The organism is Mesorhizobium sp. M0018, assembly GCF_040323955.1.
Lineage (GTDB): Bacteria > Pseudomonadota > Alphaproteobacteria > Rhizobiales > Rhizobiaceae > Mesorhizobium.
In genome coordinates this window covers 224,487-247,569 of record NZ_JAMYVL010000001.1, presented here as the reverse complement: position 1 = coordinate 247,569, position 23,083 = coordinate 224,487, and the positions used below count along the sequence as shown (strand labels likewise).

At 63.0% G+C, this 23,083-nt stretch carries 16 protein-coding genes; 6 read left to right on the top strand and 10 right to left on the bottom strand.

Features of this window, described 5'->3' with window-relative positions:
- Nucleotides 1-176: 176 nt before the first annotated feature.
- Nucleotides 177-950, top strand: coding sequence for a histidinol-phosphatase (gene hisN / locus NKJ81_RS01150; protein WP_352539363.1), 774 nt, complete (start codon nucleotides 177-179; stop codon nucleotides 948-950).
- Nucleotides 951-1,094: 144 nt separating this feature from the next.
- On the opposite strand, the gene NKJ81_RS01145 is transcribed toward hisN, so the two are convergent.
- Nucleotides 1,095-1,553 (bottom strand): styrene oxide isomerase, encoded by a 459-nt coding sequence (locus NKJ81_RS01145; RefSeq protein ID WP_352469520.1) that lies wholly within the window; start codon nucleotides 1,551-1,553, stop codon nucleotides 1,095-1,097.
- Nucleotides 1,554-1,686: 133 nt separating this feature from the next.
- Nucleotides 1,687-2,661 (bottom strand): alpha/beta fold hydrolase, encoded by a 975-nt coding sequence (locus NKJ81_RS01140; RefSeq protein WP_352539362.1) that lies wholly within the window; start codon nucleotides 2,659-2,661, stop codon nucleotides 1,687-1,689.
- Between the two features lie 475 nt (nucleotides 2,662-3,136).
- Between NKJ81_RS01140 and NKJ81_RS01135 the strand changes: the two genes are divergently transcribed.
- Entirely contained in the window at nucleotides 3,137-3,601 is a 465-nt protein-coding gene (locus NKJ81_RS01135) for an Hsp20 family protein (RefSeq protein WP_023675381.1), read from the top strand.
- 90 nt (nucleotides 3,602-3,691) lie between these two features.
- On the opposite strand, the gene NKJ81_RS01130 is transcribed toward NKJ81_RS01135, so the two are convergent.
- Nucleotides 3,692-4,744 carry a threonine aldolase family protein gene (locus tag NKJ81_RS01130; RefSeq protein ID WP_352501928.1) on the bottom strand — a complete coding sequence of 351 codons (1,053 nt, stop codon included), beginning with the start codon at nucleotides 4,742-4,744 and terminating at the stop codon, nucleotides 3,692-3,694.
- Between the two features lie 475 nt (nucleotides 4,745-5,219).
- Here NKJ81_RS01130 and gltB point away from each other — a divergent pair, with 475 nt between their 5' ends.
- On the top strand, nucleotides 5,220-9,950 hold the full coding sequence (gene gltB, locus NKJ81_RS01125) for a glutamate synthase large subunit (protein ID WP_352469523.1): 4,731 nt from the start codon (nucleotides 5,220-5,222) through the stop codon (nucleotides 9,948-9,950).
- 143 nt (nucleotides 9,951-10,093) lie between these two features.
- The gene (locus NKJ81_RS01120) at nucleotides 10,094-11,548 is read left to right on the top strand and encodes a glutamate synthase subunit beta (RefSeq protein ID WP_352469525.1); all 1,455 of its coding nucleotides are present in this window, start codon (nucleotides 10,094-10,096) and stop codon (nucleotides 11,546-11,548) included.
- Between the two features lie 22 nt (nucleotides 11,549-11,570).
- On the opposite strand, the gene NKJ81_RS01115 is transcribed toward NKJ81_RS01120, so the two are convergent.
- Both NKJ81_RS01115 and NKJ81_RS01110 read right to left on the bottom strand, forming a co-directional pair.
- Nucleotides 11,571-12,818, bottom strand: a complete 1,248-nt coding sequence (locus tag NKJ81_RS01115; protein ID WP_352539361.1) for an SGNH/GDSL hydrolase family protein — start codon at nucleotides 12,816-12,818, stop codon at nucleotides 11,571-11,573.
- Between the two features lie 26 nt (nucleotides 12,819-12,844).
- Nucleotides 12,845-14,071: a lytic murein transglycosylase gene (locus tag NKJ81_RS01110; RefSeq protein ID WP_352539360.1), complete on the bottom strand. Its 1,227-nt coding sequence runs from the start codon at nucleotides 14,069-14,071 to the stop codon at nucleotides 12,845-12,847.
- Nucleotides 14,072-14,278: 207 nt separating this feature from the next.
- Here NKJ81_RS01110 and galU point away from each other — a divergent pair, with 207 nt between their 5' ends.
- Nucleotides 14,279-15,184, top strand: coding sequence for a UTP--glucose-1-phosphate uridylyltransferase GalU (gene galU / locus NKJ81_RS01105; protein WP_352469528.1), 906 nt, complete (start codon nucleotides 14,279-14,281; stop codon nucleotides 15,182-15,184).
- Between the two features lie 132 nt (nucleotides 15,185-15,316).
- Here galU and NKJ81_RS01100 read toward each other — a convergent pair whose 3' ends face one another.
- Nucleotides 15,317-17,056: an outer membrane beta-barrel protein gene (locus tag NKJ81_RS01100; RefSeq protein WP_502904265.1), complete on the bottom strand. Its 1,740-nt coding sequence runs from the start codon at nucleotides 17,054-17,056 to the stop codon at nucleotides 15,317-15,319.
- Between the two features lie 177 nt (nucleotides 17,057-17,233).
- Here NKJ81_RS01100 and NKJ81_RS01095 point away from each other — a divergent pair, with 177 nt between their 5' ends.
- A complete protein-coding gene (locus NKJ81_RS01095) occupies nucleotides 17,234-18,235 on the top strand; it encodes a KpsF/GutQ family sugar-phosphate isomerase (RefSeq protein ID WP_352539488.1) in 1,002 nt (333 codons plus the stop codon).
- Nucleotides 18,236-18,242: 7 nt separating this feature from the next.
- On the opposite strand, the gene NKJ81_RS01090 is transcribed toward NKJ81_RS01095, so the two are convergent.
- From NKJ81_RS01090 to NKJ81_RS01075, 4 genes are all read right to left on the bottom strand, one after another.
- Nucleotides 18,243-18,707 (bottom strand): NfeD family protein, encoded by a 465-nt coding sequence (locus NKJ81_RS01090; RefSeq protein ID WP_352539358.1) that lies wholly within the window; start codon nucleotides 18,705-18,707, stop codon nucleotides 18,243-18,245.
- A 10-nt stretch (nucleotides 18,708-18,717) separates the two neighbouring features.
- Nucleotides 18,718-19,668 carry an SPFH domain-containing protein gene (locus NKJ81_RS01085; RefSeq protein WP_352539357.1) on the bottom strand — a complete coding sequence of 317 codons (951 nt, stop codon included), beginning with the start codon at nucleotides 19,666-19,668 and terminating at the stop codon, nucleotides 18,718-18,720.
- A 130-nt stretch (nucleotides 19,669-19,798) separates the two neighbouring features.
- Nucleotides 19,799-20,863 carry a ferrochelatase gene (gene hemH / locus NKJ81_RS01080; protein WP_352539356.1) on the bottom strand — a complete coding sequence of 355 codons (1,065 nt, stop codon included), beginning with the start codon at nucleotides 20,861-20,863 and terminating at the stop codon, nucleotides 19,799-19,801.
- 150 nt (nucleotides 20,864-21,013) lie between these two features.
- Nucleotides 21,014-23,041 (bottom strand): 5'-nucleotidase C-terminal domain-containing protein, encoded by a 2,028-nt coding sequence (locus tag NKJ81_RS01075; RefSeq protein ID WP_352539355.1) that lies wholly within the window; start codon nucleotides 23,039-23,041, stop codon nucleotides 21,014-21,016.
- Nucleotides 23,042-23,083 lie beyond the last annotated feature (42 nt).

Here is a 23,083-nt window from a genome sequence, read left to right as displayed (position 1 = left end):
GTCAAGGCGCGCTCCGGCTTTTTTAATTCACTGTGAAGTGGAAACTGCATTTCCATGACGGCGGCGTTGCATTCGAGCAACAGTTGGCACCATGCGAAAGGCTCCGAACGCCCTTGTTTCGGCATAAATCCGTAGGCAAACGGGTATCTCCAAACATGCTGGAGCGGGAGAATCAGTTGGACATCAACATCGAGTTCATGCGGCGCATTGCGCGTGCCGCCGCAGCCGAGACCTTGCCGCGCTTCCGCAGCCAGGGCGCGGTCACCAACAAGGAGCGCGGCAGCTTCGACCCGGTCACCGAGGCCGACCGCGAGGCCGAGCGCGCCATCCGGGCGCTGATATCAGCGCAATACCCCGATCACGGCATTCTCGGCGAGGAACATGGCAGCGAAAACATCTCCAGCCGGCATGTCTGGGTGATCGATCCGATCGATGGAACGCGCGCCTTCATTTCCGGCCTGCCGGTATGGGGCACGCTGGTCGGGCTGACGGTCGACGGCGATGCCGTCGCCGGCATGATGTCGCAGCCCTTCACCGGCGAGTTGTTCTACGCCAATGCCTCCGGCTCGCATTATGAAGGTCCCGGTGGCTCCCGAAAACTCGCTACGCGCAAGACGACGAATCTCGCCGAGGCGACGCTGTTCACCACCACGCCGGCGCTGTTCAAGGGAGACGCGCGCCTGCGCTACGACCTGTTCGAGCAACAGGTCCAGCTCGCCCGTTACGGCACCGACTGCTATGCCTTCGCGATGGTGGCGGCGGGCAGCGTCGATATCGTTGCCGATCCCGGATTGAAACCGTACGACATCGTCGCGCTGATCCCGATCATCGAGAAGGCAGGCGGCGTTGTCACCACCTTCGAAGGCGGGCCGGCGGAAAACGGCGGCGACATCCTGGCGGCGGCGACACCGGAGCTGCACGCAGCCGCGATGGCGGCGCTGCGCGGCTGAGCATCCGGTGCACCCACGCGTCTGTTTTGCGCAAATCCGACGGAACCGCGGTACGGTCCTAAAGCAAAGCGCGTCGCGTTTGAGTGAACTCATGTGACGCGCTTGTTTTATGCATGTTATCGCAAAACCGCTGCGCGACATGCATTAGCTGTCGGCAGGCCAAGCGTCCGAGAGACGCAGGCCCCACAAAATGAGCACGAAAGAGATGAGGCCGGTCGGCGCGGACGAATACGCCACACCTTTGATCACAGCTTCCTGAAAGGCACTTCCGTGGAAGGCTCCGGCCGCCAACGGCATAGTCTCGTTGCCGGCCGCCCAGGCGCTGGCGATCACGTAGGCGGCCAGGATCGCCAAAGCCGAATAGATCAGCAGCCAGAAAGCAATCCGCGACGTCGCCGCGCCGAGATTGAGCCTAGACCATGTGAGGCCTAGAGCCAGCAAGAGAACGCCCTCCAGGGCGCTGAGCGTGTGCGCGGACAGTCCGAGCCGCGGTGCGGCGAGATACGGTATTGCAAACCCTTCGAATGACGAAAACAGCAGCAGCGCGACGCCAATCTGCAGTAGCCGATGCCCCTGACGTGACAGCGTGTTCGATGCGTTCATGGTCGTTTTTCTCCCGGCAAATGGCCTCCATTCTCTTTGGCAGCAACCTAGCGCTCGATGCCTTAACGGGAATAAGGGGCTGCGCCGGACAAGCGACCCGTGCGGGCTTTGTTGGCGGGCGCCGGCAAAGCGGTCAAACAGCGTCGCCGGTTCCGGGGATGAAGGCATCGAATGCCGCAAGCAACTGCTCGCGATAGAGGTCGGCTTCCTGGAGGATCTCATGGCGGGCGCCGTCGATCATCACTAGCGAGCCGACGCGCAGACGCCTCGCATAGGCTTCGACTGCCCTGGTCGAGACGACCTGGTCGGCGCCGGCGGCGATCATCAGCAAGGGCACCTGGATCTTGGCCATGAAATCCGGGTCGCTGACGATCAAGGATGCCTCGGTGGCCGCCTTCAGCCAGCGGATCGTCGGTCCGCCGAGCGCCAGCTGCGGATAGGTTTCGTAGATCAGCGTGTTGCGCCGATAGCGTTCCGGGTCGCTGGTCAGCTTGTTTATGGCGAAGGGCACCGATTCCTTGGGCCGCGGCCCCCATGCGGCATAGAGCCGGCCAAGGCCGAGAAGGCAGAACAGCGAACAGAGGCGGCGGACGGTTTTTACCGAAACCGGCAGGTCCGGCACGGTGAAGAACGGTGCGATCAGCACCATGCGGCGCACGCGGTTCGCCATCGAGGGCGCGGCGAGCAGCGCAATCACCGCGCCGGCCGAGTGGGCCAGTATGTAGTAGGGTCCTCGGCAATCGGGCAGCACGATCTCCTCGAAGAACTGCTCCAGATCGCCGGTGTAGTCGAAGAAGCTCCGGACGAAGCCGCGCTGTCGGTCGCCGATCAGCCGGTCGGAAGCGCCCTGTCCGCGCCAGTCGAGGGTTGCCACGCCAAAGCCCCGGTCGGCAAGGTTGCGAATGGTCTCGAAATACTTCTCGATGCACTCGTTGCGGCCGGTCAGGACGACGACGGTGCCCTTCATCGGGCGGGCAACCGCGGCAAACAGCCCATAGCGGATCTTCTTGCCGTCGCGCGTGGTGAAGAAGCCGCCGGCCGCGTTTTCCGGCAGCGGATTGCCCGGAGTTTCCTGGAAGAGAGGGGGCTGGTGGGGAAGATCGGTCATGCGGTTTTTGGTTGGTGTCGGTGCCGGCGTGGGCGCAAGTCAGGCATAAACGCCCATGCGCCAAAAGCAAAGGAATTTGGGACGCCGGGGAGGTCGACCGCCAGGCAGCGAACAAGTAAGGCCGGAAGCAGCCTTGGCGTGCTTCCGGCCTCTGTCGACCGGGAGGAAGGGACGTTACACCCGGTTCGGCCTCGTCGTGTCGCCTTTTTCGCGACCTGTTCGTTATCTCGAGAACAGTTTTAATGCCGCCTGGCTGAACGCTCGCCGAAGCCACGGTTCATCTGCCGTTCATCGGCATCGGGACGTGGGCCGGGGACCGGTCCCGTTCGGACGCGGGAAAATCTTGAAATGCCGTCGCCGGCTTCCCAAATTTGTCATGCGGTCGCCAATGTCGGGGCCGCTGGCCCATCCGGAACGCCGTCACGGGTTTCGCACCGGCCATACGCAACCTTGTTGCTCAACAGGAGAACACACCATGCGTCACGTTGATTTTTCCCCGCTCTACCGTTCGACCGTCGGTTTTGACCGGTTGTTCACCATGCTCGATTCGCTTGCGCAGCCGGAAGGCCAGACGTATCCGCCTTACAACATCGAGCGCACGGGCGAGGATGCCTATCGCATCTCGATGGCTGTGGCCGGCTTCTCGGAAGATGAGATTTCGATCGAAGCTCACCGCAATGTGCTGACCGTCAAGGGTGAGCGCAAGGAGGAAGGCAATGGCGAAGGCTCCGAACTGCTCTATCGCGGTATCGCCAGCCGAGCCTTCGAGCGCCGCTTCCAGCTTGCCGATCACGTCGAGGTTGTCGGCGCCGCGCTGAAGAACGGCCTGCTCTTCGTCGACCTCAAGCGCAACATCCCCGAAGAGCTGAAGCCGCGCAAGATCGCGATCACCTCGGCTCCGGCCAAGGCCAAGCAGATCGAGGCCAAGACTGCCGCCTAAGCCAGGCAGCTAAACTCCGGGACGCCAACTCCCCGGGAAGAAAGGGCGGTGCAGCAATGCGCCGCTCTTTTTGCTGGTGGGCAAGGCTTGCTATCCGGCGAGCAGGTAGCCGAAACGGTCGACCTCGTCGGGCGTGGTCGCGAAGCTGGTGACAAACCGATAGAGCGCTTCGTCTTCGCCAATGTAGCCGTCGTAGCCGAGCGGCCTGTGCCAGTCGTGGAAGGCCGCCCCTGCCGCTTGCATTCTTTCGGCCTCGGCCTTTTTCATGACTGCGAAGACCTCGTTCGCCTGCGGCAGCCAGGCCAGCCGGGCCGAAGGGGAATCTTCTATCGCCGCGGCAAGCCGTGCCGCCATCGCATTGGCGTGCCGTGCTGTGTCGAGCCACAGCCCACCCCTGAAATAAGCATCGAATTGCGCGGCGATGAAGCGCGATTTCGAGAACAGCTGGGCCGCGCGCTTACGCAAAAAGGCCAATTCCTTGGCTCGCTCGAGGTCGAACAGCACGATCGCCTCGGCGCACCAACAGCCATTCTTGGTGCCGCCGAAGGAGAGGATGTCAACGCCATGCTTCCAGGTCATTTCGGCCGGCGTCGTTTCCAGCGCGACGAGCGCATTGGCAAAGCGGGCCCCATCCATGTGCAGCGGCAGTCCATGCTGCTTTGCGATCGCCGAAATCCTGGCGATTTCGTTCAGTGTGTAGACGGTGCCGACTTCGGTCGACTGGGTGATCGAAACGGCAACCGGCCGCCCGGAATGGACGTTTTCGGGTGCGAAACGGTCCACCGCCCGTTCCAGATTGCCGGCATCGATCCTGCCGAGTGCGCCTTCGACTGTACAAAGCCGCGAACCGCCGGTGAAATATTCCGGTGCACCGCATTCGTCCTCGATGATGTGCGATTCGCGATGGCAGAAGGAAATGCCGCCTGGCTTGTTATAGGTAGTCAGCGACAGCGAATTGGCTGCGGTGCCGGTGGCGACGAAAAACACCGCGACTTCGCATTCGAAGATCTCATTGAAGCGCTGGTAAACGGTCTTGTCGAGGGCACCGTCGCCATAGGCGGTGGAGAAGCCGTCGGCATGGGCCGACAGGCCGGCAGCGATACGGGGATGGGCGCCTGCCCAATTGTCGGAAGCGAAAATCATGCGTCTGCCTATGCTGGGGAAATCGGTGCGAGCTTGGCCGCTTTCGCATGCCGGTCGCAAGGGGCAGATACCGAAAATCCGCTAAAGCCAGTGAAACGCATGAGCGTAGATGCAGCGACGGAAGGTTACGCTGACACGGCGTTCCGCGCAATTTTCTGTCGCGAAAGCTTCAAGAAATTTGTGAATCGGTCTTGTGTGCATCCAAAATTTCTGTCATAAAAATTTAGGACAGTAGTGCTGTCTTATTTTGTCGCACAAAACTGGCCGCATTGGCATATGATTGCGCCTCTGCGGCCATTGCCGCGAGCGACAGCTAGACAGTCTGGCTCCGGCCTGTACGAATACCATATGCGAACCATGCGGAAAGCCGCACGGTCGGCAAGAATTTCGCAAGACGTGCCGCAGATTGAAAGGGGAGCCACGCGCTTCCCGACGGAAACCAGCGCCCGAAGGGGACGGAACGGAGGACAGGACGATGACGGACATGACGCCATCTGCGACGAAGGCCGCGCAGACGACAGCGGCAGCCGTCAAAAATCCGTCCCTGACCAATATTCGGCGAACCAGCACCGGCTATGCTGCGCACGGCCTCTATGATCCGCGCAACGAGCATGATGCCTGCGGCGTCGGCTTCATCGTCAACATGAAGGGCGTGAAGTCGCACCAGATCGTCGAGGACGGCCTTGCCGTGCTCGAAAACCTGACGCATCGCGGCGCGGTCGGCGCCGATCCGCTGATGGGTGACGGCGCCGGCGTGCTGGTGCAGCTGCCGGACCGCTTCTTCCGCGAGGAGATGGCCAAGCAAGGGGTCGAACTGCCGAAGCCCGGCCACTACGCCGTCGGCCACGTGTTCATGCCGCGCGACCCGGAGCTGCAGGCGCATATCGAAGGCATCATCGCCGAGGTGGCGCAGCTCGAGGGCCAGCCGCTGCTCGGCTTTCGCGACGTGCCAGTCGACAATTCATCGCTGTCGAAGGCGCCCGACATCGCCGCTTCCGAGCCGGTGCACCGGCAGGTGTTCCTGGGCCGCGGCGCCGAGATCGAGAACGACGACGATTACGAGCGGCGGCTCTACATCCTGCGCAAGGTCATCTCCGGTCGCATCCATGAGGAGACCAAAGGCGTCGATAACGGCTTCTATGTCGTCTCGATGTCGTCGCGGACCATCGTCTACAAGGGCATGTTCCTGGCCTATCAGGTCGGCGCCTACTACAAGGACCTCACCGACCCGCGTTTCGAGACGGCGCTGATCCTTGTCCACCAGCGCTTCTCGACCAACACGTTCCCGTCGTGGAAGCTGGCGCATCCCTACCGCATGGTCGCCCACAATGGCGAGATCAACACGCTGCGCGGCAACGTCAACTGGATGGCGGCGCGGCAGGCTTCGGTCGATTCCGAACTGTTCGGCAACGACATCTCGAAGCTGTGGCCGATCTCCTATGAAGGGCAGTCCGACACCGCCTGCTTCGACAACGCGCTCGAATTCCTGACGCAGGGCGGCTATTCGCTCGCCCACGCCATGATGATGCTGATCCCGGAAGCCTGGGCCGGCAACAAGCTGATGGGTCAGGACCGCAAGGCCTTCTACGAGTATCACGCAGCGCTGATGGAGCCGTGGGACGGGCCAGCGGCGGTTGCCTTCACCGACGGCCGCCAGATCGGTGCCACGCTCGACCGCAACGGGCTGCGGCCGGCGCGCTACATCGTCACCGATGACGACCGCGTCATCATGGCTTCGGAAGCCGGCGTGCTGCCGGTGCCGGAGGAAAGGATCGTCAAGAAGTGGCGGCTGCAGCCCGGCCGCATGCTGCTGATCGACCTGGACAAGGGCCGCATCGTTTCCGACGAGGAGATCAAGTCGGAGATCGCGACCAGGCATCCCTACAAGAGCTGGCTCGCCAACACACAGCTCATCCTCGAGGATCTGAACCCGGTCGAGCCGCGCGCCCTGCGCAGGGATGTCTCACTGCTCGACCGCCAGCAGGCGTTTGGCTACACCCAGGAGGACACCAAGCTGTTGATGTCGCCGATGGCGACCACCGGCCAGGAAGCCGTCGGCTCGATGGGTACCGACACGCCGATTTCGGCAATGTCGGACAGATCGAAGCTGCTCTACACCTATTTTAAGCAGAACTTCGCACAGGTCACCAATCCGCCGATCGACCCGATCCGCGAGGAGCTGGTGATGAGCCTGGTGTCCTTCATCGGGCCGCGGCCCAACATCTTCGATCTTGTCGGCAATTCGCGCCGCAAGCGGCTCGAAGTGCGCCAACCGATCCTGACGAACGGCGATCTGGAGAAGCTGCGCTCCGTCGGCCACACCGAAGACCGTTTCGACACCAAGACGATCGACATCACTTACGGTTCGAATGAAGGCGCGGCCGGCATGCAGGGCGCCATCGACCGGCTGTGCGAGCGCGCCGAGGCGGCGGTCGCCGGCGGCTACAACATCATCATCCTTTCGGACCGTCAGCTCGGGCCGGATCGCATTGCCATTCCGGCGCTGCTGGCAACGGCGGCCGTGCACCATCATTTGATCCGCAAGGGATTGCGCACCTCGGTTGGGCTCGTCGTGGAATCCGGCGAGCCGCGCGAGGTGCATCATTTCTGCTGTCTCGCCGGCTACGGCGCCGAGGCGATCAATCCCTATCTCGCTTTCGACACGCTGCTCGACATGCACAAGCGTGGCGAATTGCCAGCGGAGGTCGATGCCTACGAGGTCGTCTCCCGCTACATCAAGTCGATCGGCAAGGGCATCCTCAAGGTGATGTCCAAGATGGGCATCTCGACCTACCAGTCCTATTGCGGCGCGCAGATCTTCGACGCCATCGGGCTCAAGTCGGATTTCGTGCAGAAGTACTTCACCGGCACGGCGACGCTGATCGAAGGCGTCGGGCTGGACGAGATCGCCGCCGAAACGGTCAGCCGCCACACCGACGGCTTCGGCAACGACCCGGTGCTGCGCAACAGCCTCGAGGTCGGCGGCGAATACATGTTCCGCATGCGCGGCGAGGCCCATATCTGGTCGCCCGACGCAGTGGCGACCTTGCAGCACGCCGTGCGCCAAGGCTCGTGGGAGACGTTCAAGGACTATTCCGCCCAGATCGACAGCGAGACGGCACAGGCGCAGACCATTCGCGGCCTGTTCAAGATCAAGCTTGCGCAAGAGACCGGGCGCAAGAAGGTCAAGCTCGACGAGGTGATGCCGGCGGCCGATATCGTCAAGCGCTTCTCGACCGGGGCGATGTCCTTCGGCTCGATCTCAAGGGAAGCGCACACGACGCTGGCGCGCGCCATGAACGCCATCGGCGGCAAGTCGAACACCGGCGAGGGCGGCGAAGAGGCCGATCGCTATCTGCCACTGCCGGGCGGCGGCAAGAACCCCGAACGCTCGGCGATCAAGCAGGTCGCCTCGGGACGCTTTGGCGTCACGGCGGAGTATCTTGTCAATTCCGACATGATGCAGATCAAGGTCGCGCAAGGGGCGAAGCCAGGCGAGGGCGGCCAGCTGCCGGGTCACAAGGTCGATGCGACCATAGCAAAGGTCAGGCACTCGACGCCGGGCGTCGGCCTGATCTCGCCGCCGCCGCATCACGACATCTATTCGATCGAGGATCTGGCGCAGCTCATCTACGACCTGAAGAACGTCAATCCGGCGGCCGACGTATCGGTCAAGCTGGTCTCGGAAGTCGGCGTCGGCACGGTTGCGGCCGGCGTCGCCAAGGCGCGTGCCGACCACATCACCATATCAGGCTATGACGGCGGCACCGGTGCCTCGCCGCTGACCTCGCTCAAGCATGCCGGCAGCCCGTGGGAGATGGGCCTTGCCGAGACGCACCAGACGCTGGTGCTCAACGGCCTCAGGTCGCGCGTCGCGCTGCAGGTCGATGGCGGCCTGCGCACCGGGCGTGACGTCATTATCGGCGCACTGCTCGGCGCCGACGAGTTCGGCTTTTCGACCGCGCCGTTGATCGCGGCCGGCTGCATCATGATGCGCAAGTGCCATCTCAACACCTGCCCCGTCGGCGTCGCGACACAGGACCCGGTGCTGCGCAAGCGCTTCAAGGGCACGCCCGAGCACGTCATCAACTTCTTCTTCTATGTGGCGGAAGAGGTGCGGGCGCTGCTTGCCGAGATGGGCTACACCCATCTCGACCAGATCATCGGCGACACCGACCTTCTGGAAAAGCGCGAGCTGATCCAGCACTGGAAGGCACGCGGGCTCGACTTCAGCAAGATGTTCTACAAGCCCGATGCGCCGCACGAGGCGGTGCACTGGACCGAGCGGCAGAAGCATCCGATCGACGACGTGCTCGACCGCAAGCTGATCGAACTCGCAAAGCCGGCGCTCGAAGCCAGGCAGCCGGTCAGTATCGAACTGCCGATCCGCAACGTCGACCGTTCGACCGGCGCCATGCTGTCGGGCGAGGTGGCAAAGCGCTTCAAGCACAAGGGCCTGCGCGAGGACACGATCTCGGTCAAGCTCACCGGCACGGCCGGCCAGTCCTTTGGCGCCTTCCTGGCGCGCGGTGTCTCGTTCGAACTGGTGGGCGCCGCCAACGACTATGTCGGCAAGGGCCTGTCGGGTGGCCGCATTGTCATCCGCCCGCCGGAGAACACGAAAATCGTTGCTGCCGAATCCATTATTGTCGGCAATACCGTGCTCTACGGCGCAACCGAGGGCGAGGCCTATTTCTGCGGCGTTGCCGGCGAGCGTTTTGCCGTGCGCAATTCGGGTGTCGCCGCCGTCGTTGAAGGCGTCGGCGACCATGGTTGCGAATACATGACTGGCGGTATCGTCGTCGTCATCGGCCAGACCGGCCGCAACTTCGCCGCCGGCATGTCGGGCGGCGTCGCCTATGTGCTCGACGAGGCGGGTGATTTCGCCGAACGCTGCAACATGGCGATGGTCGAGCTGGAGCCGGTTCCGGAAGAGGACGACCTGATGGAAAAGCTGCTCCACCATGGCGGCGATCTCGACCATAAGGGCCGTGTCGACGTATCCGGCGATATGACCAGCCATGACGAGGAGCGGCTCTACCAGCTGATCTCCAACCACGTCCACTACACCGGCTCGGTACGAGGTCGCGAAATCCTCGACGACTGGGCGACTTTCCGGCCGAAATTCCGGAAGATCATGCCGGTCGAATACCGCCGCGCGCTGATCGAGATGGAGCGGATGCGCATGAACGTGGCGGCGGAATAGATTTGGAAATTGCCGGGAGGCCATGCGTCCCGGCAACCATCTTCATCAACAATCCTGACCTCGGACTGAAGGTTGCCACAGCTGCCTTATGAGGTTAACGGGTGCGTCGCCAGGCGTGCCTTCCGGACAGCAGGGACTGGACTATGGGCAAGGTAACAGGGTTTCTCGAGATCGACCGGCAGGTGCACAAGTACCAGCCGGCTTCCGACCGCATCCGGCATTTCCGCGAGTTCACGCTGCCGATGTCGGACAAGGAGGTCGAGAAACAGGCCGCGCGATGCATGGATTGCGGCATTCCTTATTGCCATGGACCGACCGGCTGCCCGATCCACAACCAGATCCCGGACTGGAACGACCTCGTCTACAATGGCGACTGGGAAAACGCGATCCGCAACCTGCATTCGACCAACAATTTTCCGGAATTTACCGGCCGCATCTGCCCCGCACCTTGCGAGGAAGCCTGCACGCTGAACCTCGAGGATATTCCGGTCGCCATCAAGACCATCGAGCAGGCCATTGCCGACAAAGCCTATGAAACCGGCCATATCCGGCCCTATCCGCCGGAACGGAAGACCGGCAAGCGCGTCGCGATCATCGGCTCGGGGCCGGCAGGCATGGCGGCTGCCCAGCAACTCGGCCGCGCCGGCCATGACGTTCACGTCTATGAGCGCGAGAGCCGGCCGGGCGGGCTGATGCGCTACGGCATCCCCGATTTCAAGATCGAGAAGCATTATATCGACCGGCGCATCGAGCAGATGCAGGGCGAAGGTGTCAGCTTCCATTGCGGCGTCAATGTCGGCGTCGACAAGCCGGTCGCCGAACTGCTCGCCGAATATGACGCCGTGCTCTATTGCGGCGGCTCCGAAACGCCGCGCCCGGCCAACATCCCGGGCGACGATCTCGACGGCGTGCACGACGCCATGCCGTATCTGGTGCAGCAGAACAAGCGTATCGGCGGCGAGCCGATCCAGTCGGTGGCATGGCCGTCGCGCCCGATCGTCGCCGGCGGCCAGCACGTCGTCGTCGTCGGCGGCGGCGACACTGCCTCAGACTGCGTCGGCACCGCCTTCCGCCAGGGCGCGGTACGCGTCACCCAGCTCGACATCCGGCCGCAGCCGCCGGAAAAGGAGGACAAGCTGTCGGTCTGGCCCTACTGGGCGACCAAGATGCGCACGTCATCGTCGCAGGCCGAAGGCGCCGAGCGCGAATTCCAGGTGGCGACGCTTGAATTCATCGGCGAAGACGGCCAGCTGACCGGGGTCAAATGCTGCGAGGTCGACGAAAAGCGCAAGCCGATCGCGGGCACGGAATTCGTCATCCGCGCCGATCTCGCGTTCATCGCCATCGGCTTTGCCGGGCCAGCCGCTCGCGGGCCGATCTCGGAACTCGACGGGCAGATGAAGATCGTCACCGACAGCCGCCGTTCGAAGAATGTCGAGGCCAATGACCGGGACTACAGGACCAGCGTCGAAAGGCTCTATGCGGCGGGCGACGTGCGGCGCGGCCAGTCGCTGGTCGTCTGGGCGATCCGCGAGGGTCGCCAGGCGGCGCGCGCCATCGACGAGGCGCTGATGGGATCGAGCGTGCTGCCGCGCTGAGCCCGTTCCGAAGAGGTTCTGTTTACTGGCGGATCGCCGTCGTCGTATCGGATGCGGCCGCCGTCGCAGGCTGTGTCTTGGGCGGCCAGGAGAAATCGTCGGCGCGGCCCGGTGAGGCGTCGGGCGCCTTGCCCTCGACGATCAGCCTTTCGCCCGGCAAATTCTTGTCAGCTTTTGCCGGCGGGGCGGCGCCGAGAAGTTCCGAGCCGCCGTCCAGCGCCGGATCGCTGAGCAGCATCGGCACGGTGCGATCGACAGCTATCGGTGCCGCGGCAGGTGCCGGCGCCTCGACGGGAGCGCCGGCCGGGGCAGAAGCCGTCACCACGCTTCCTGGCGCGGCCAGCCCCAGGATCTTCATCAGCTGCTTTTCGGTATAGAAGGCGAGCTTGCGCTTGCCGGCCTTCGACATGTTGATGCCGTCGTCGGAGCGCAGGCGCACCGATTGGCCGTTGATGTCCGGTCCGCTGGTGATGAAGGCGCCGTTCTCGTCGACGAACCCGTCCCAGACGTCGACGAATTCGCCGCCGTGGCTTTCGGCGGACGAGCGGAAGATGTCGTTGAAGGCCAGCATGTCGGAGGTCATTTTCGAGACCCGGAAGGCCGGCATGCCGACCCACAGATACGGCACCTTGGTTGCGGCGATGGCCTTGCCGAACGCATCGGTCCGGCGCTCGTATTCCTTGGTCCAGTTTTCGGATCGCGGCTGCTCGCGTACATCGCCGACGCGCATCTGCTGCCGGTCGTTGGATCCGAGCATGACGACGACGGCTGCCGGTTTTTCGGCAGCGATCAGCGACTTGACCTGTTCTGGCCAGTTGTAGACATCGTCACGCACGAAGCCGGACGATCCGTTGGCACGGACGACGATCCTGACGCCAGTGTTTTCGGCAAAGGCGGCGTCGAGCCCCTCAGCCAGCCCAGACGCCATGAAATCGCCGACCACCAGAACGACGCGTGCATCCGGCGCCTTCTCGACTACTGGGGTTGTCGGCTCGGCCGGCGGCGGCCGGCTAACTGACCGGGGCTTTCTCAGCTTGGGCCTGGGCTTTGTTCTCTGGAATTCTCTCTGGAATTCGGGCGGCGGCTGCTCAAACCGCTCGCTTCTGCGCGGAAACAACAGGTCGCGCAGCGACCAGCCACGACTTTCCGGCTCCTGCGCCATGGCCGCGGTATGAAAGGCACTGGCGCCGCCGACCGCCAGAACGGCGATCGCCAGAACGAGGATCGGCACGCGACGAACGATTAACCGGATGCGCGCAGCCGAAACCAATCACCCTCTCCATCCCGCAACCGGCTCTAGTTCTGCCTGAGCCATTTGAGCACTTCCTTGCTCGGATACCCGTCCTGGGTCAAGCCAGCCTTTGCTTGGAAGGCCATGATGGCGGTTTTCGATCCGTCACCGATCTTGCCGTCGAACTTGCCGTCGTAATAGCCGTGCTCGGAAAGTCGCTTCTGAAGCTCCTGCCTTTCCTCGAAGGAGAGCTTGGTAAACGGTCGCTTCCAGTCCTGCACAAGCCCGCCATAGCCGGCAATTTCGTCGGCAAGAAGGCCCACGGCGAGCGCATATTTGTCGGCATTGTTGTAACGCTTGATGACCGAGAAATTCTTGATCATCAGGAAAGCCGGCCCGCCGCTGCCGCCGGGCAGCTTCAACGTCGCTTTGTCCGCACCGTTCTTGAACGGCTTGCCGTTGGCACGGCTGACCCCCAGCGCCTGCCATTGCGACAGCGACTTCGAGCCTCCGGGCAGCTTCTTGCCGTCCGGAAGGCTGACCTCATAACCCCAGGTCTTGCCTGCCTGCCAGCCGTTCTTCCTCAGCAAATTGGCGGCTGTCGCCAGTGCGTCGGGAATCGAATTCCAGATGTCGCGCTTGCCGTTGCCGTCCATATCGACCGCATAGGACTGGTAGCTGGTGGGGATGAACTGGGTATGGCCCATCGCGCCGGCCCATGAGCCGCTGAGATGGCTTTCGTCGATGTCGCCGGTCTGCAGGATCTTCAGCGCCGCGATCAGCTGGGTGCGGGCAAATTTCGCTCGCTTCGGATCGGCATAACCAAGCGTCGCCAGCGAGCGCACGACATTGCGCATGATATCATCGCGCTTGAGGGTTTCGCCGTAGTTCGATTCCATAGACCAGATGGCCAGCAGGATGTAGCGGTCGACGCCGTATCTTGCCTCGATCCTGTCCAGCCAAGGCTTCCATTTCCTTGCCATCTGCTGGCCGACGGCGACCGACTGGTCATGGACGCGGTTGTCGAAATAATCCCAGGCGGGTGCGGTGAATTCGGGTTGAGTACGGGCCTTTTCCAGTACCACCGGGTCAGCATCGTTGATGCCCTTGAATGCCTGGTCGTAGACGGAGCCGGAAACGCCGCTCGCCACGGCGGTAGCACGGAAGCTGGCGACCCATTGGCGGAAGCCGGCATTGGCAAAAGCCGGCCCGCTGGGCATGAGCAAAGCAAGCGAGAGGCTGGCGGCCGTCAGGACGCTGGTGAAGCGCCTTGCGGCGTTGCGAACGGACATCTTTTCCTCCTTCTTCATCTCAGGAAGACTATTCATCGCCGAACCCGGTTAGCATTTGGTTTACCATAGGTGCCGTGCGGGGTGAAAAGATGCGTCAATGCTTTACCAGCTGAGATTTATGACCCGCCGTTCAGTAATCCTCGATTTCGGCATGAAAATGTCTCGAATCGGGATTGCCGAACAGGCATGCAAATGGATAATTGGCACATGAAGAGAGTTCGCAAGGCAGTGTTCCCGGTTGCCGGTCTCGGCACGCGCTTTCTCCCTGCTACCAAGGCCATTCCCAAGGAAATGCTGACGGTCGTCGACAGGCCGGTCATCCAGTATGTGGTCGATGAGGCGCGCGATGCCGGGATCGAGCATTTCATCTTCGTGACCGGCCGCAACAAGGCGGTCATCGAGGATCACTTCGATGTCCAGTTCGAGCTCTACGACACGCTTGCGCAGCGCGGCAAGGACGACCAGCTCGCCCGCCTGCAGCGGCTGCAACCGGCGCCGGGGCAGACCAGCTTCACCCGCCAGCAGGTACCGCTCGGCCTTGGCCACGCCGTCTGGTGCGCGCGCGAGCTCGTCGGCGACGAGCCCTTTGCGCTGCTATTGCCCGACATGATCATGCAGTCGGAAAAAAGCTGCATGAAGGACATGGTCGAGCTTTACGCCGAGACCGGCAACAACATCGTCGCCGTGCAGGAATGCGATCCGGCCGAGGCGCACAAATACGGCATTGTCGGCCGCGGCGAGGACGCGCATCACGGTTTCCGCATCACCGGCATGGTGGAAAAGCCGAAGACCGGCACGGAGCCGTCGAACCTCTACATCAACGGGCGCTATATCCTGCAGCCGGAGATATTCAAGATACTCGAAGGTCAGGAAAAAGGCGCCGGCAACGAGATCCAGCTCACCGATGCAATGCTGAAGCTGCAGAAGCAACAGCCCTTCTACGGCTACCACTACCGCGGGCGGACGTTCGACTGCGGCTCGCCCGAAGGCTTCGTCGAGGCCAACGTTGCCTTCGCACTGTGGCGCAGAGACATGAATGCCAGCATGGCCGGTGTCATTCGCACGCTTCTCGACGAACTCGCGCCGTCAGAACGCCGCGGCATAGCCTTGTAGTTTCAACACCGGTTGCCGCGCTGATCGGCTAAAGCGCGCCGCGTTCGACCGGCCTCATGCGACGCGCTTTAGGTTCTTGTTTTAGGCAAGTCGTTATCGCAAAACCGCTGCACACTTTTGCGCGACATGCATTTAGCGCTGCAACTTCAAGCCGACGAAGATACTGTTGGCCGTGTAGTCGCGCCCAATCAGGTTGCTGGTCAGTTTTTCAGTCCTGGCGCGGGTGGTGAGCCCGGTGTAGCGGTTCAGCCACCACGTCAGCCCAGCCTCGGCGCTCAGCGTCAAATCATGATCGTCGGAGCCGGTATAGTCGCGCCATTCGAGGCCGAGAGCGGCATTTCCGGTCAGGTTGGCGCGGATCTGCCGCTCGCCGGTGAGGCTGCCGGAATAGAGCATGTCGCCGCTTTCGCCCGCATTCGTCGTGTTCTCGGCGGTCGTCTGTGCGGTGAGCCCGATCGTGGTGCCGCGTTCCGGCGACCATTTGAGATCGGCATTGACCGTCGCGCCCGAAATAGCCGGCAGGGCATCGTCGTCGATAGCTTCGCGCAGCCAGCCGACCGAGAACTCGCCGGTAAGCTTCTCGCGGAGATCGAGCTCGACGCCGGCCCGTGCGCCAAGCCTGGTCGAGGAGCGCTGGAAGCCGTTTGGATCGACGCGCAAATCATAAGCGCGCCGGCCGATCTCGATTTCGGTGAACGGGGTGATGGCAGGCGAGATCTCGTAACCGGTACGCAAAATGGCCGTGTAGAGCGTCGAGTCGCGGCCCTTCTGCGACAGCGATCCGCCCGACGAAAGCTTGGCGTCGCCAAAGATGTCGTGCTCGATCGCGCCGGTCAGCGCGAAGCGCATCTTGCCGGCATCCTTCTCGACGGCGAGACTGCCGTTCATGGTCTGGCGCACCGGCTGGCCAACGGCGCCGACGACCGCGTCCGGCGCCGAGGCCGATTCGGGCACGGCCTCATAGCCCAGCTTGGCGATGGCGCGCAGATCATTGTCGAGATCGATGTTGAGTGTGCCGTCGACGCGGCCTTGCGCCTCGTGAATGTCATAGCCGGACAAGGTTTCGCGGAAGATGCCATAGCCCTCAACCGTCGCCGAATTCTCCCGCCAGTCGGAGACGGCGTTGAAGCGCAGAGTCGTTTCCGACAGCAAGGCCGGCTTGCCGAGGCTGCTCGAATCGGCGTTTGTCGAAGACGTCAGGCCTTGCTCGAGCGTCGGCCGGATTACGAAAGAGCCGAGCTTGATGCCGGTGGCGGCGAACGGGTCGTCCTCGTTCTTTTTGTTCTGGCCGTCGATGGCTTCGGTGCGCTCGGCGCCGGGGTCGAGCCTGAGCCTCTCGGCGGAATCGATGGTGACGGCACGGCGGTTGACCGTATCCTGCTCGTCTATAGCGGCGGTATCGGTGTCATCGGTCGCCGCCGCGGCTGCAGTCGCGGCTCTCATGCGCTTCTGGCTGTCAGCGGTCTCGTCTTCGGCGTTGGCCGCATTGGCGGCGCGTGGCGTCGCGCTTGGCCGCCGTCGGGGTGGCGGAGCAGGGTTGTCGGGAAATGGGTCGCCGCTGGCCGCTGGTTGATCGAAAGTGCCGCCGGTTGTGGCCGCCTCGCCCGTGCCGTCGTCAGGCAACGCCCCTTGGCTGGCCGGGCGATAGGTAGGCAGCGGCGTATTGTCGTTGGCGGTTGCAGCAGCCTGCGCGGCTTGGGTTCCGGCTATGCTCGATTGCCTGATCTTGTACTGCTGTTCGTCCAGGATTGTCGATTCCGAAACCTCGCCGCGCAGCTCGGTTTCCTGGGCGCAAAGCAGTGCCGGCCGCGACAACGCAAAGACACTGGTTGCCAGCAGCAAAGCGCAGACCGCCTTGCCCTTTCGTCCCATTTTGTTTTGAGGCTGAAACCCGGACATCGGCACCACTGCTTGCGCGGCGCACGCGCGCCATACTTACGAAACCGTAAATGGGGATGGTTAACGGAGCGTTGAGGCATGGCCCGTCAGGAGGTTCGGGACGGCAATTCCGTTGGACAGGCGCGCGCCGAAGCGCTAATCGCATCGTCCATGGACGTGAAATCCCCAGACAGGAAGCGGCATGACGGGCAGGCCGCGATTGCCTCGGCGCTGAGAACCGTGGCGACGGAGCAGGCCGGCGTCGCGGCACTGGCAGACGCTCTCGAAAACGGGCTGGCCGAGCCGTTCGCACGAGCCGTCGGCATGGTGTCGCAGATCGATGGCCGCGTCATCGTCACCGGGGTCGGCAAAAGCGGCCATATCGGCTCGAAGATCGCCGCAACGCTCGCCTCGACCGGCACGCCGGCCTTCTTCGTCCACCCTGCCGAAGCCAATCACGGCGACCTTGGCATGATCGCCAGAAACGACGCCATAATCGCGCTTTCGTGGTCGGGCGAAAGCCTTGAGCTCAAGGGCATCATCGCCTATTCGAGGCGCTTCTCGATCCCGCTGGTCGCGGTCACCGCGGGTGAAAAATCGGCTCTGGCGCGCGCGGCCGACGTTGTGCTTCTGCTGCCGCGAGCACCGGAAGCCTGCCCGCACGGGCTTGCGCCGACGACCTCGACACTATTGCAAATGGTGATGGGCGATGCGCTGGCCATCGCGCTCCTCGAGGCACGCGGCTTCACCCCGGACCATTTCCGCACGTTCCATCCCGGCGGCCAGCTCGGAGCCAACCTGACGCAGATCCGCGAGATCATGCATGTCGGCGACAGGCTGCCGCTGGTGTCGTCAGGTACCGGCATGCGCGAGGCAATCCTCGAATTGTCGCGCAAGGGGTTTGGCTGCGTGGCCGTGACTGCCGCGGACGGCAAGCTGATCGGCATCATCACCGATGGCGACATCAGGCGCCATATCGGCAGCGATCTCCTGGCAATGAGCGTCGATCAGGTGATGACCAGAGAGCCGAAAATGGCTTCGCCCGACACGCTTGTTGCGACGGCGCTGCAGACAATCAACGACTCGGCTATCACCAGCCTGATGGTGGTCGAAGGCAGGCGGCCGATCGGGCTCGTCCATCTACACGACCTGCTGCGCATCGGTGCTGCCTAGCGGGTTCCTAGACCGCCTCGACCGTCAGTTCCAGGTCGGTATCAGCGGCGCCCGTCACGCGCACTTGCGTGCCGGCCGGCAGGTCAGGGCCGGAGACGCGCCACAACGTGTCGCCCAGCTTTATGCGGCCGCGCCCGTCCTTGATCGGCTCGGCAAGGGTCGCCGTCCGGCCGACCATCTGTGCGCCGCGACGGTTGAGCAGGGGCTGGTCGGTTTCATCATGGCGCCCGCCCACCAGCCGCTTTCCGACATAGGCCGAGACCAGCGACAGCGCGAGGAAGGCGAGGACCTGGATCTGCCAGGTCCAGAAACCGGCATCCCAGACGAGCAGTGAGACGACGCCGATCAACAGCGCGGCAATGCCGATCCACAGCATGAAAATGCCCGGCGCGATGACCTCCATTACCAGCAGGACGAAGCCGAGGACCATCCAGCTCCACGGGCCGAGTTCGGAAACAATGCGGCCGAGCATGGCTGTGGCCTCAGGTTTCGCTCGGACGAACGACCGGCGGGCGGGCGGCCTGTCGTGCGGCACCGGCGGTGCCTTCGCTTCGGAAAACTTCCTTGGCGATTTCGCCAATACCGCCGAGCGTGCCGATCAGCGATGAGGCCTCCATCGGCATCAGCACGAGCTTGCTGTTTGTCGCCGAGCCGATCCTGGTCAGCGCTTCGGTGTATTTCAGCGCGACGAAGTAGTTGAGCGCCTGCACGTCGCCTTTGGAAATCGCCTCCGACACCACCTGCGTGGCGCGTGCTTCAGCCTCGGCCGAGCGCTCGCGCGCCTCGGCATCGCGGAAGGCGGCTTCCTTGCGGCCTTCGGCCTCCAGGATCTGCGATTGCTTGAGGCCTTCGGCGGCGAGGATCTGCGCGCGCTTATTGCGCTCGGCCATCATCTGTCGGCCCATCGATTCGACGAGATTGGCCGGCGGGTTGATGTCCTTGATCTCGACACGAGTGATCTTGATGCCCCAGGGATGCGCCGCCTCGTCAACGACGCGCAGCAGGCGCTCGTTGATGGCGTCGCGGTTCGACAAAAGTTCGTCGAGGTCCATCGAGCCCATCACGGTGCGGATGTTGGTCATCGTGAGATTGAGAATCGCATTCTGCAGGCCGGAGACCTGGTAGGCGGCCTGCGCCGCGTTAAGCACCTGATAGAAGGCGATGCCATCGACGGCAACGGTGGCATTGTCGCGGGTGATGATCTCCTGCGTCGGTACGTCGAGCACCTGCTCCATCATGTTCATCTTGGCGCCGACACGGTCGACGAAAGGCACGATCAGGTTGAGGCCTGGGTTCAATGTCTTGGTGTAACGGCCAAAACGTTCGACGGTATAATTATAGCCTTGCGGAATTGTTCGGATGCCCTTGATAAGCACCAGCACGACAAGGGCGACAAGAACTAGAAGCGCGATATCAAAACCACTGAAACCCATTTGGCTCTCCCCTCAAAGGCCGGCTATGTTGGATATTCCACGCGACCGATTCCACCAAACACTTAAGTGTGTTTCAGCAATGTTACAATCAGGTGATCACGGATTGCGGGTGCATAGACGGGTGATCTGTTCAGGCCCAGCCGGACAGCTCGCGCCGCACCATCGCCTCGATCACCGCCATGCCCTCGGCACTGTCGTTGAGGCAAGGGATATGTGCGAACTTTTCGCCGCCGGCATGATAGAAGGTCTCGGACGCTTCCCTGCCGATCTCGTCCAGCGTCTCGATGCAGTCGACGGAAAATCCTGGATTGACGACGGCGACCGATTTCACGCCTTCGCGCCCTAGTCTTTCGACCGTCTTGTCGGTGTAGGGTTGCAGCCACTCCTGCGCGCCGAAGCGCGACTGGAAGGTGGTAATCAGCTTGTTTTCATCCCAGCCGAGCTTTTCGCGCAGCAGTCGGGTCGTCTCGAGGCAATGGGCCTGGTAGGGGTCGCCCTTGTCGGAATAGGGTTTCGGAATGCCGTGATAGGAAGCAATGACAATTTCCGGTTCGAATCCGAGGCTCGCCAGATGCTTTTCGATCGAACGGGCGAGCGCCTCGATATAGGCCGGCTCGTTGTAATAGGGTGGCACGCTGCGAATGGCCGGAGCGCGGCGCATCTTCATCAGCGCGCGAAACAGCTGGTCGTTGGCAGTCGCAGTCGTCGTCGCCGAATATTGCGGATAGAGCGGGAAAGACAGGATGCGGTCGCAGCCTTGCTCGACCAGTCTCTCGGCCACGCTCTCGGTCGAAGGGTTGCCGTAGCGCATCGCCCAGTCGACGACGACATTGGGTAGCTCGCCGAGCGCGAGCCCGAGCTTCTCGGCCTGGGCGCGGGTGTAGGTTCGCAGCGGCGACTCGTTGCGCTCCCAGTTCCATATCCTGGCATAGTTGGCCCCTGATTTCTTCGGCCGGGTGGTGAGGACCACGCCGTAGAGGATCGGATACCAGATCGCCTTGTTGAGCTCGATGACGCGCGGATCGGACAGGAACTCCCGGAGGTAGCGCCACATCGGCTTGAAGCCGGTGCCGTCCGGGGTGCCGAGATTGATCAGCATGACACCGACCTTGCCGGTCCTGACCAGAGGGCGCCCTGCCGACGGCGAGGCGGCAGTCTTCTCGGCTTTGATTTCAGCAGGGTTGGCAAGCGTCATGAGGTTCTCCAACACCGCGAACCAACGGTGCCGCGGCGAAAGTAGCGATGCCGCGCCGGTTTTCAAATGCTGCGTCTGGCCGCACCTTATCCCAGAAATGCAACACCCGCCCGGTCTGCCGGGCGGGTGCATTGCGTTCCTGCGGCCGGATTACTTCGAGGCCGCCGGGATCGTCAAGGTTGCGCCGACCGGAAGGCGGCGTGGCTCGTAGGCTTTGTTGGCATCGGAGATTATTTTCCATTTGGTGCCGTCGCCATAAGCCTTCACCGCGAGATCCCAATAGGTATCGCCGGCGACGATTACATGGCTGCTTTCGGCCGGTGCCGGCTCGGCCGGAGCAGGGGTCGCCGGAGCCGGTGTGGCCGGAGCCGCAGGTGCCGCCGGCTGGGCCGGCTCGGCGGGTGCGGGTGCCGGCGCTGTTTCAGCCGGGACGGCCGGCGGCGTCTTGGAAATGTCGCCGGAGCCGGCCGGCATTTCGGGCATTGCCGGCTCAACGGGCTTTGCCGGCGCAGCCTCAGCAGGTTTTGGCGGTTCGGCAGGGTTGGCAGGTTCTGCGGCCGGGGCCACGGTCGCGGCGATCTCGGTGATGCGGCCGTCGAGCTTCGGCGTATAGGGCCGGTGCGCGCCTAGGTAGTCGGCGACGACCTGTTCCAGCCCCGGGCCGTAATCATAGGCGTTCTTGGCCTTCTCGGCGAACACCTTGTAGCCGTCGCCGCCCTGGCGGACATAGTTGTTGGTGGCGACCAGGTAATCCTTGTCCGGCTTAATTGGCGTCCAGGCGCCGCCTTCCATGACCTCGACCGATTTGACGCGTCCGTTAGGCGGCGCCGATTTGTCGAACGCATATTTCAGGCCGGCAACCTGCGGGAAGCGCCCGGCGCCGTCCTCGACCTGGCTGAGGCCGCTTTCGAGGCCGGCAAGCAAATCCTTGCCGGAGATCTGGAAGGTCGCCAGCGTGTTCTGAAACGGCAGGACGGTGAGAACCTCGCCCATGGTGACGGTGCCCTGGTCGATGGAGGCGCGCAAGCCGCCGCCATTCGAGATGACGATCTCGACACCTTGGCCCTTGACCCGGTCGAGGACGGCGTCGGAGACCAGATTGCCCATCTCGCATTCGCGGGCGCGGCAGTTTTCGCGACTGCCGTCGATCGCCTTGGTGGTCTCGGCGACTTCCTTGTTCTTCAAGGCCTCGATCGGCGCGCCGAGTTCCTTGATGCGGGCAAGCACGGCGGGGTCGGGCGTGATCGATTTGTCGAGATGGATGGGATCGCCGCTGGCCTCCTTGACGACGCCGTTGTCGTCGAACACGACCTTGAACTCGCCGAGATATTTCGAATAGGACGCCGCCTGGACGACCGGCACTTTGTAGCCGTCCGGATTGTCGACCATCGTCGGATAAGGGCCTTCCGCCTTGGGGTCGGTGTTGGACAGCAGCGAATGGCTGTGGCCGCCGACCACCACGTCGACGCCCGGGATCTTGGCGATCACGTCGCGCTCGCGCTTGTAGCCGATATGGGTCACCGCGATGATCTTGTTGACGCCCTCTCGCTTCAGTTTCTCGACCTCAGCGGTGATCGACTTGACGTCGTCTTCGATGGCAATATTCGGGCCAGGGGTGGCAAGCTCCGGCGTGTCGTTGGTGACCGCGCCGACGATCCCGATCTTCTGGCCGCCGACCTCGACCACGATCGACGGCTTGACGCGGTCGCCGAGCTTGGATTGCGCATTGGCCTTCACATTGGCGCCGAGCACCGGAAACTGGATCATGTCGAGAAACGGCGCCAGCGCCGACTCGCCATCGTCGAACTCATGGTTGCCGAGAGCCTCGGCATCGAATTTCATCTGGTTGAGGAATTCGCCTTCGGTCTTGCCTTTGTAGGTCGTGTAGAAGAGCGAGCCCTGGAAATTGTCGCCGGCGCTGAGCAGCAGCACGTTCTGGCCTTCCAGCTTCTTGCGCTCCTGCGCGATCGCGGTGACCAGGCGGGCGGCGCCGCCGACGCATTCGCCCTTGGTCTCCTCCTCGGCCGAGCAGGTCGATTCGTACTTGTTGTTGCTCTCGATGCGGCTGTGCCAGTCGTTGATGTGCAGGATGTTGAGCGTGTAGTCGGCAAAGGATACCCCTGCCGACAGGCCAAGCGCCGATGCCGACAGCGCGGCGATGGCAGCAATCTTCTTCATTCTCGTCTCCCGGATAACTTGAGTACAGCGCCGCGCGTCATT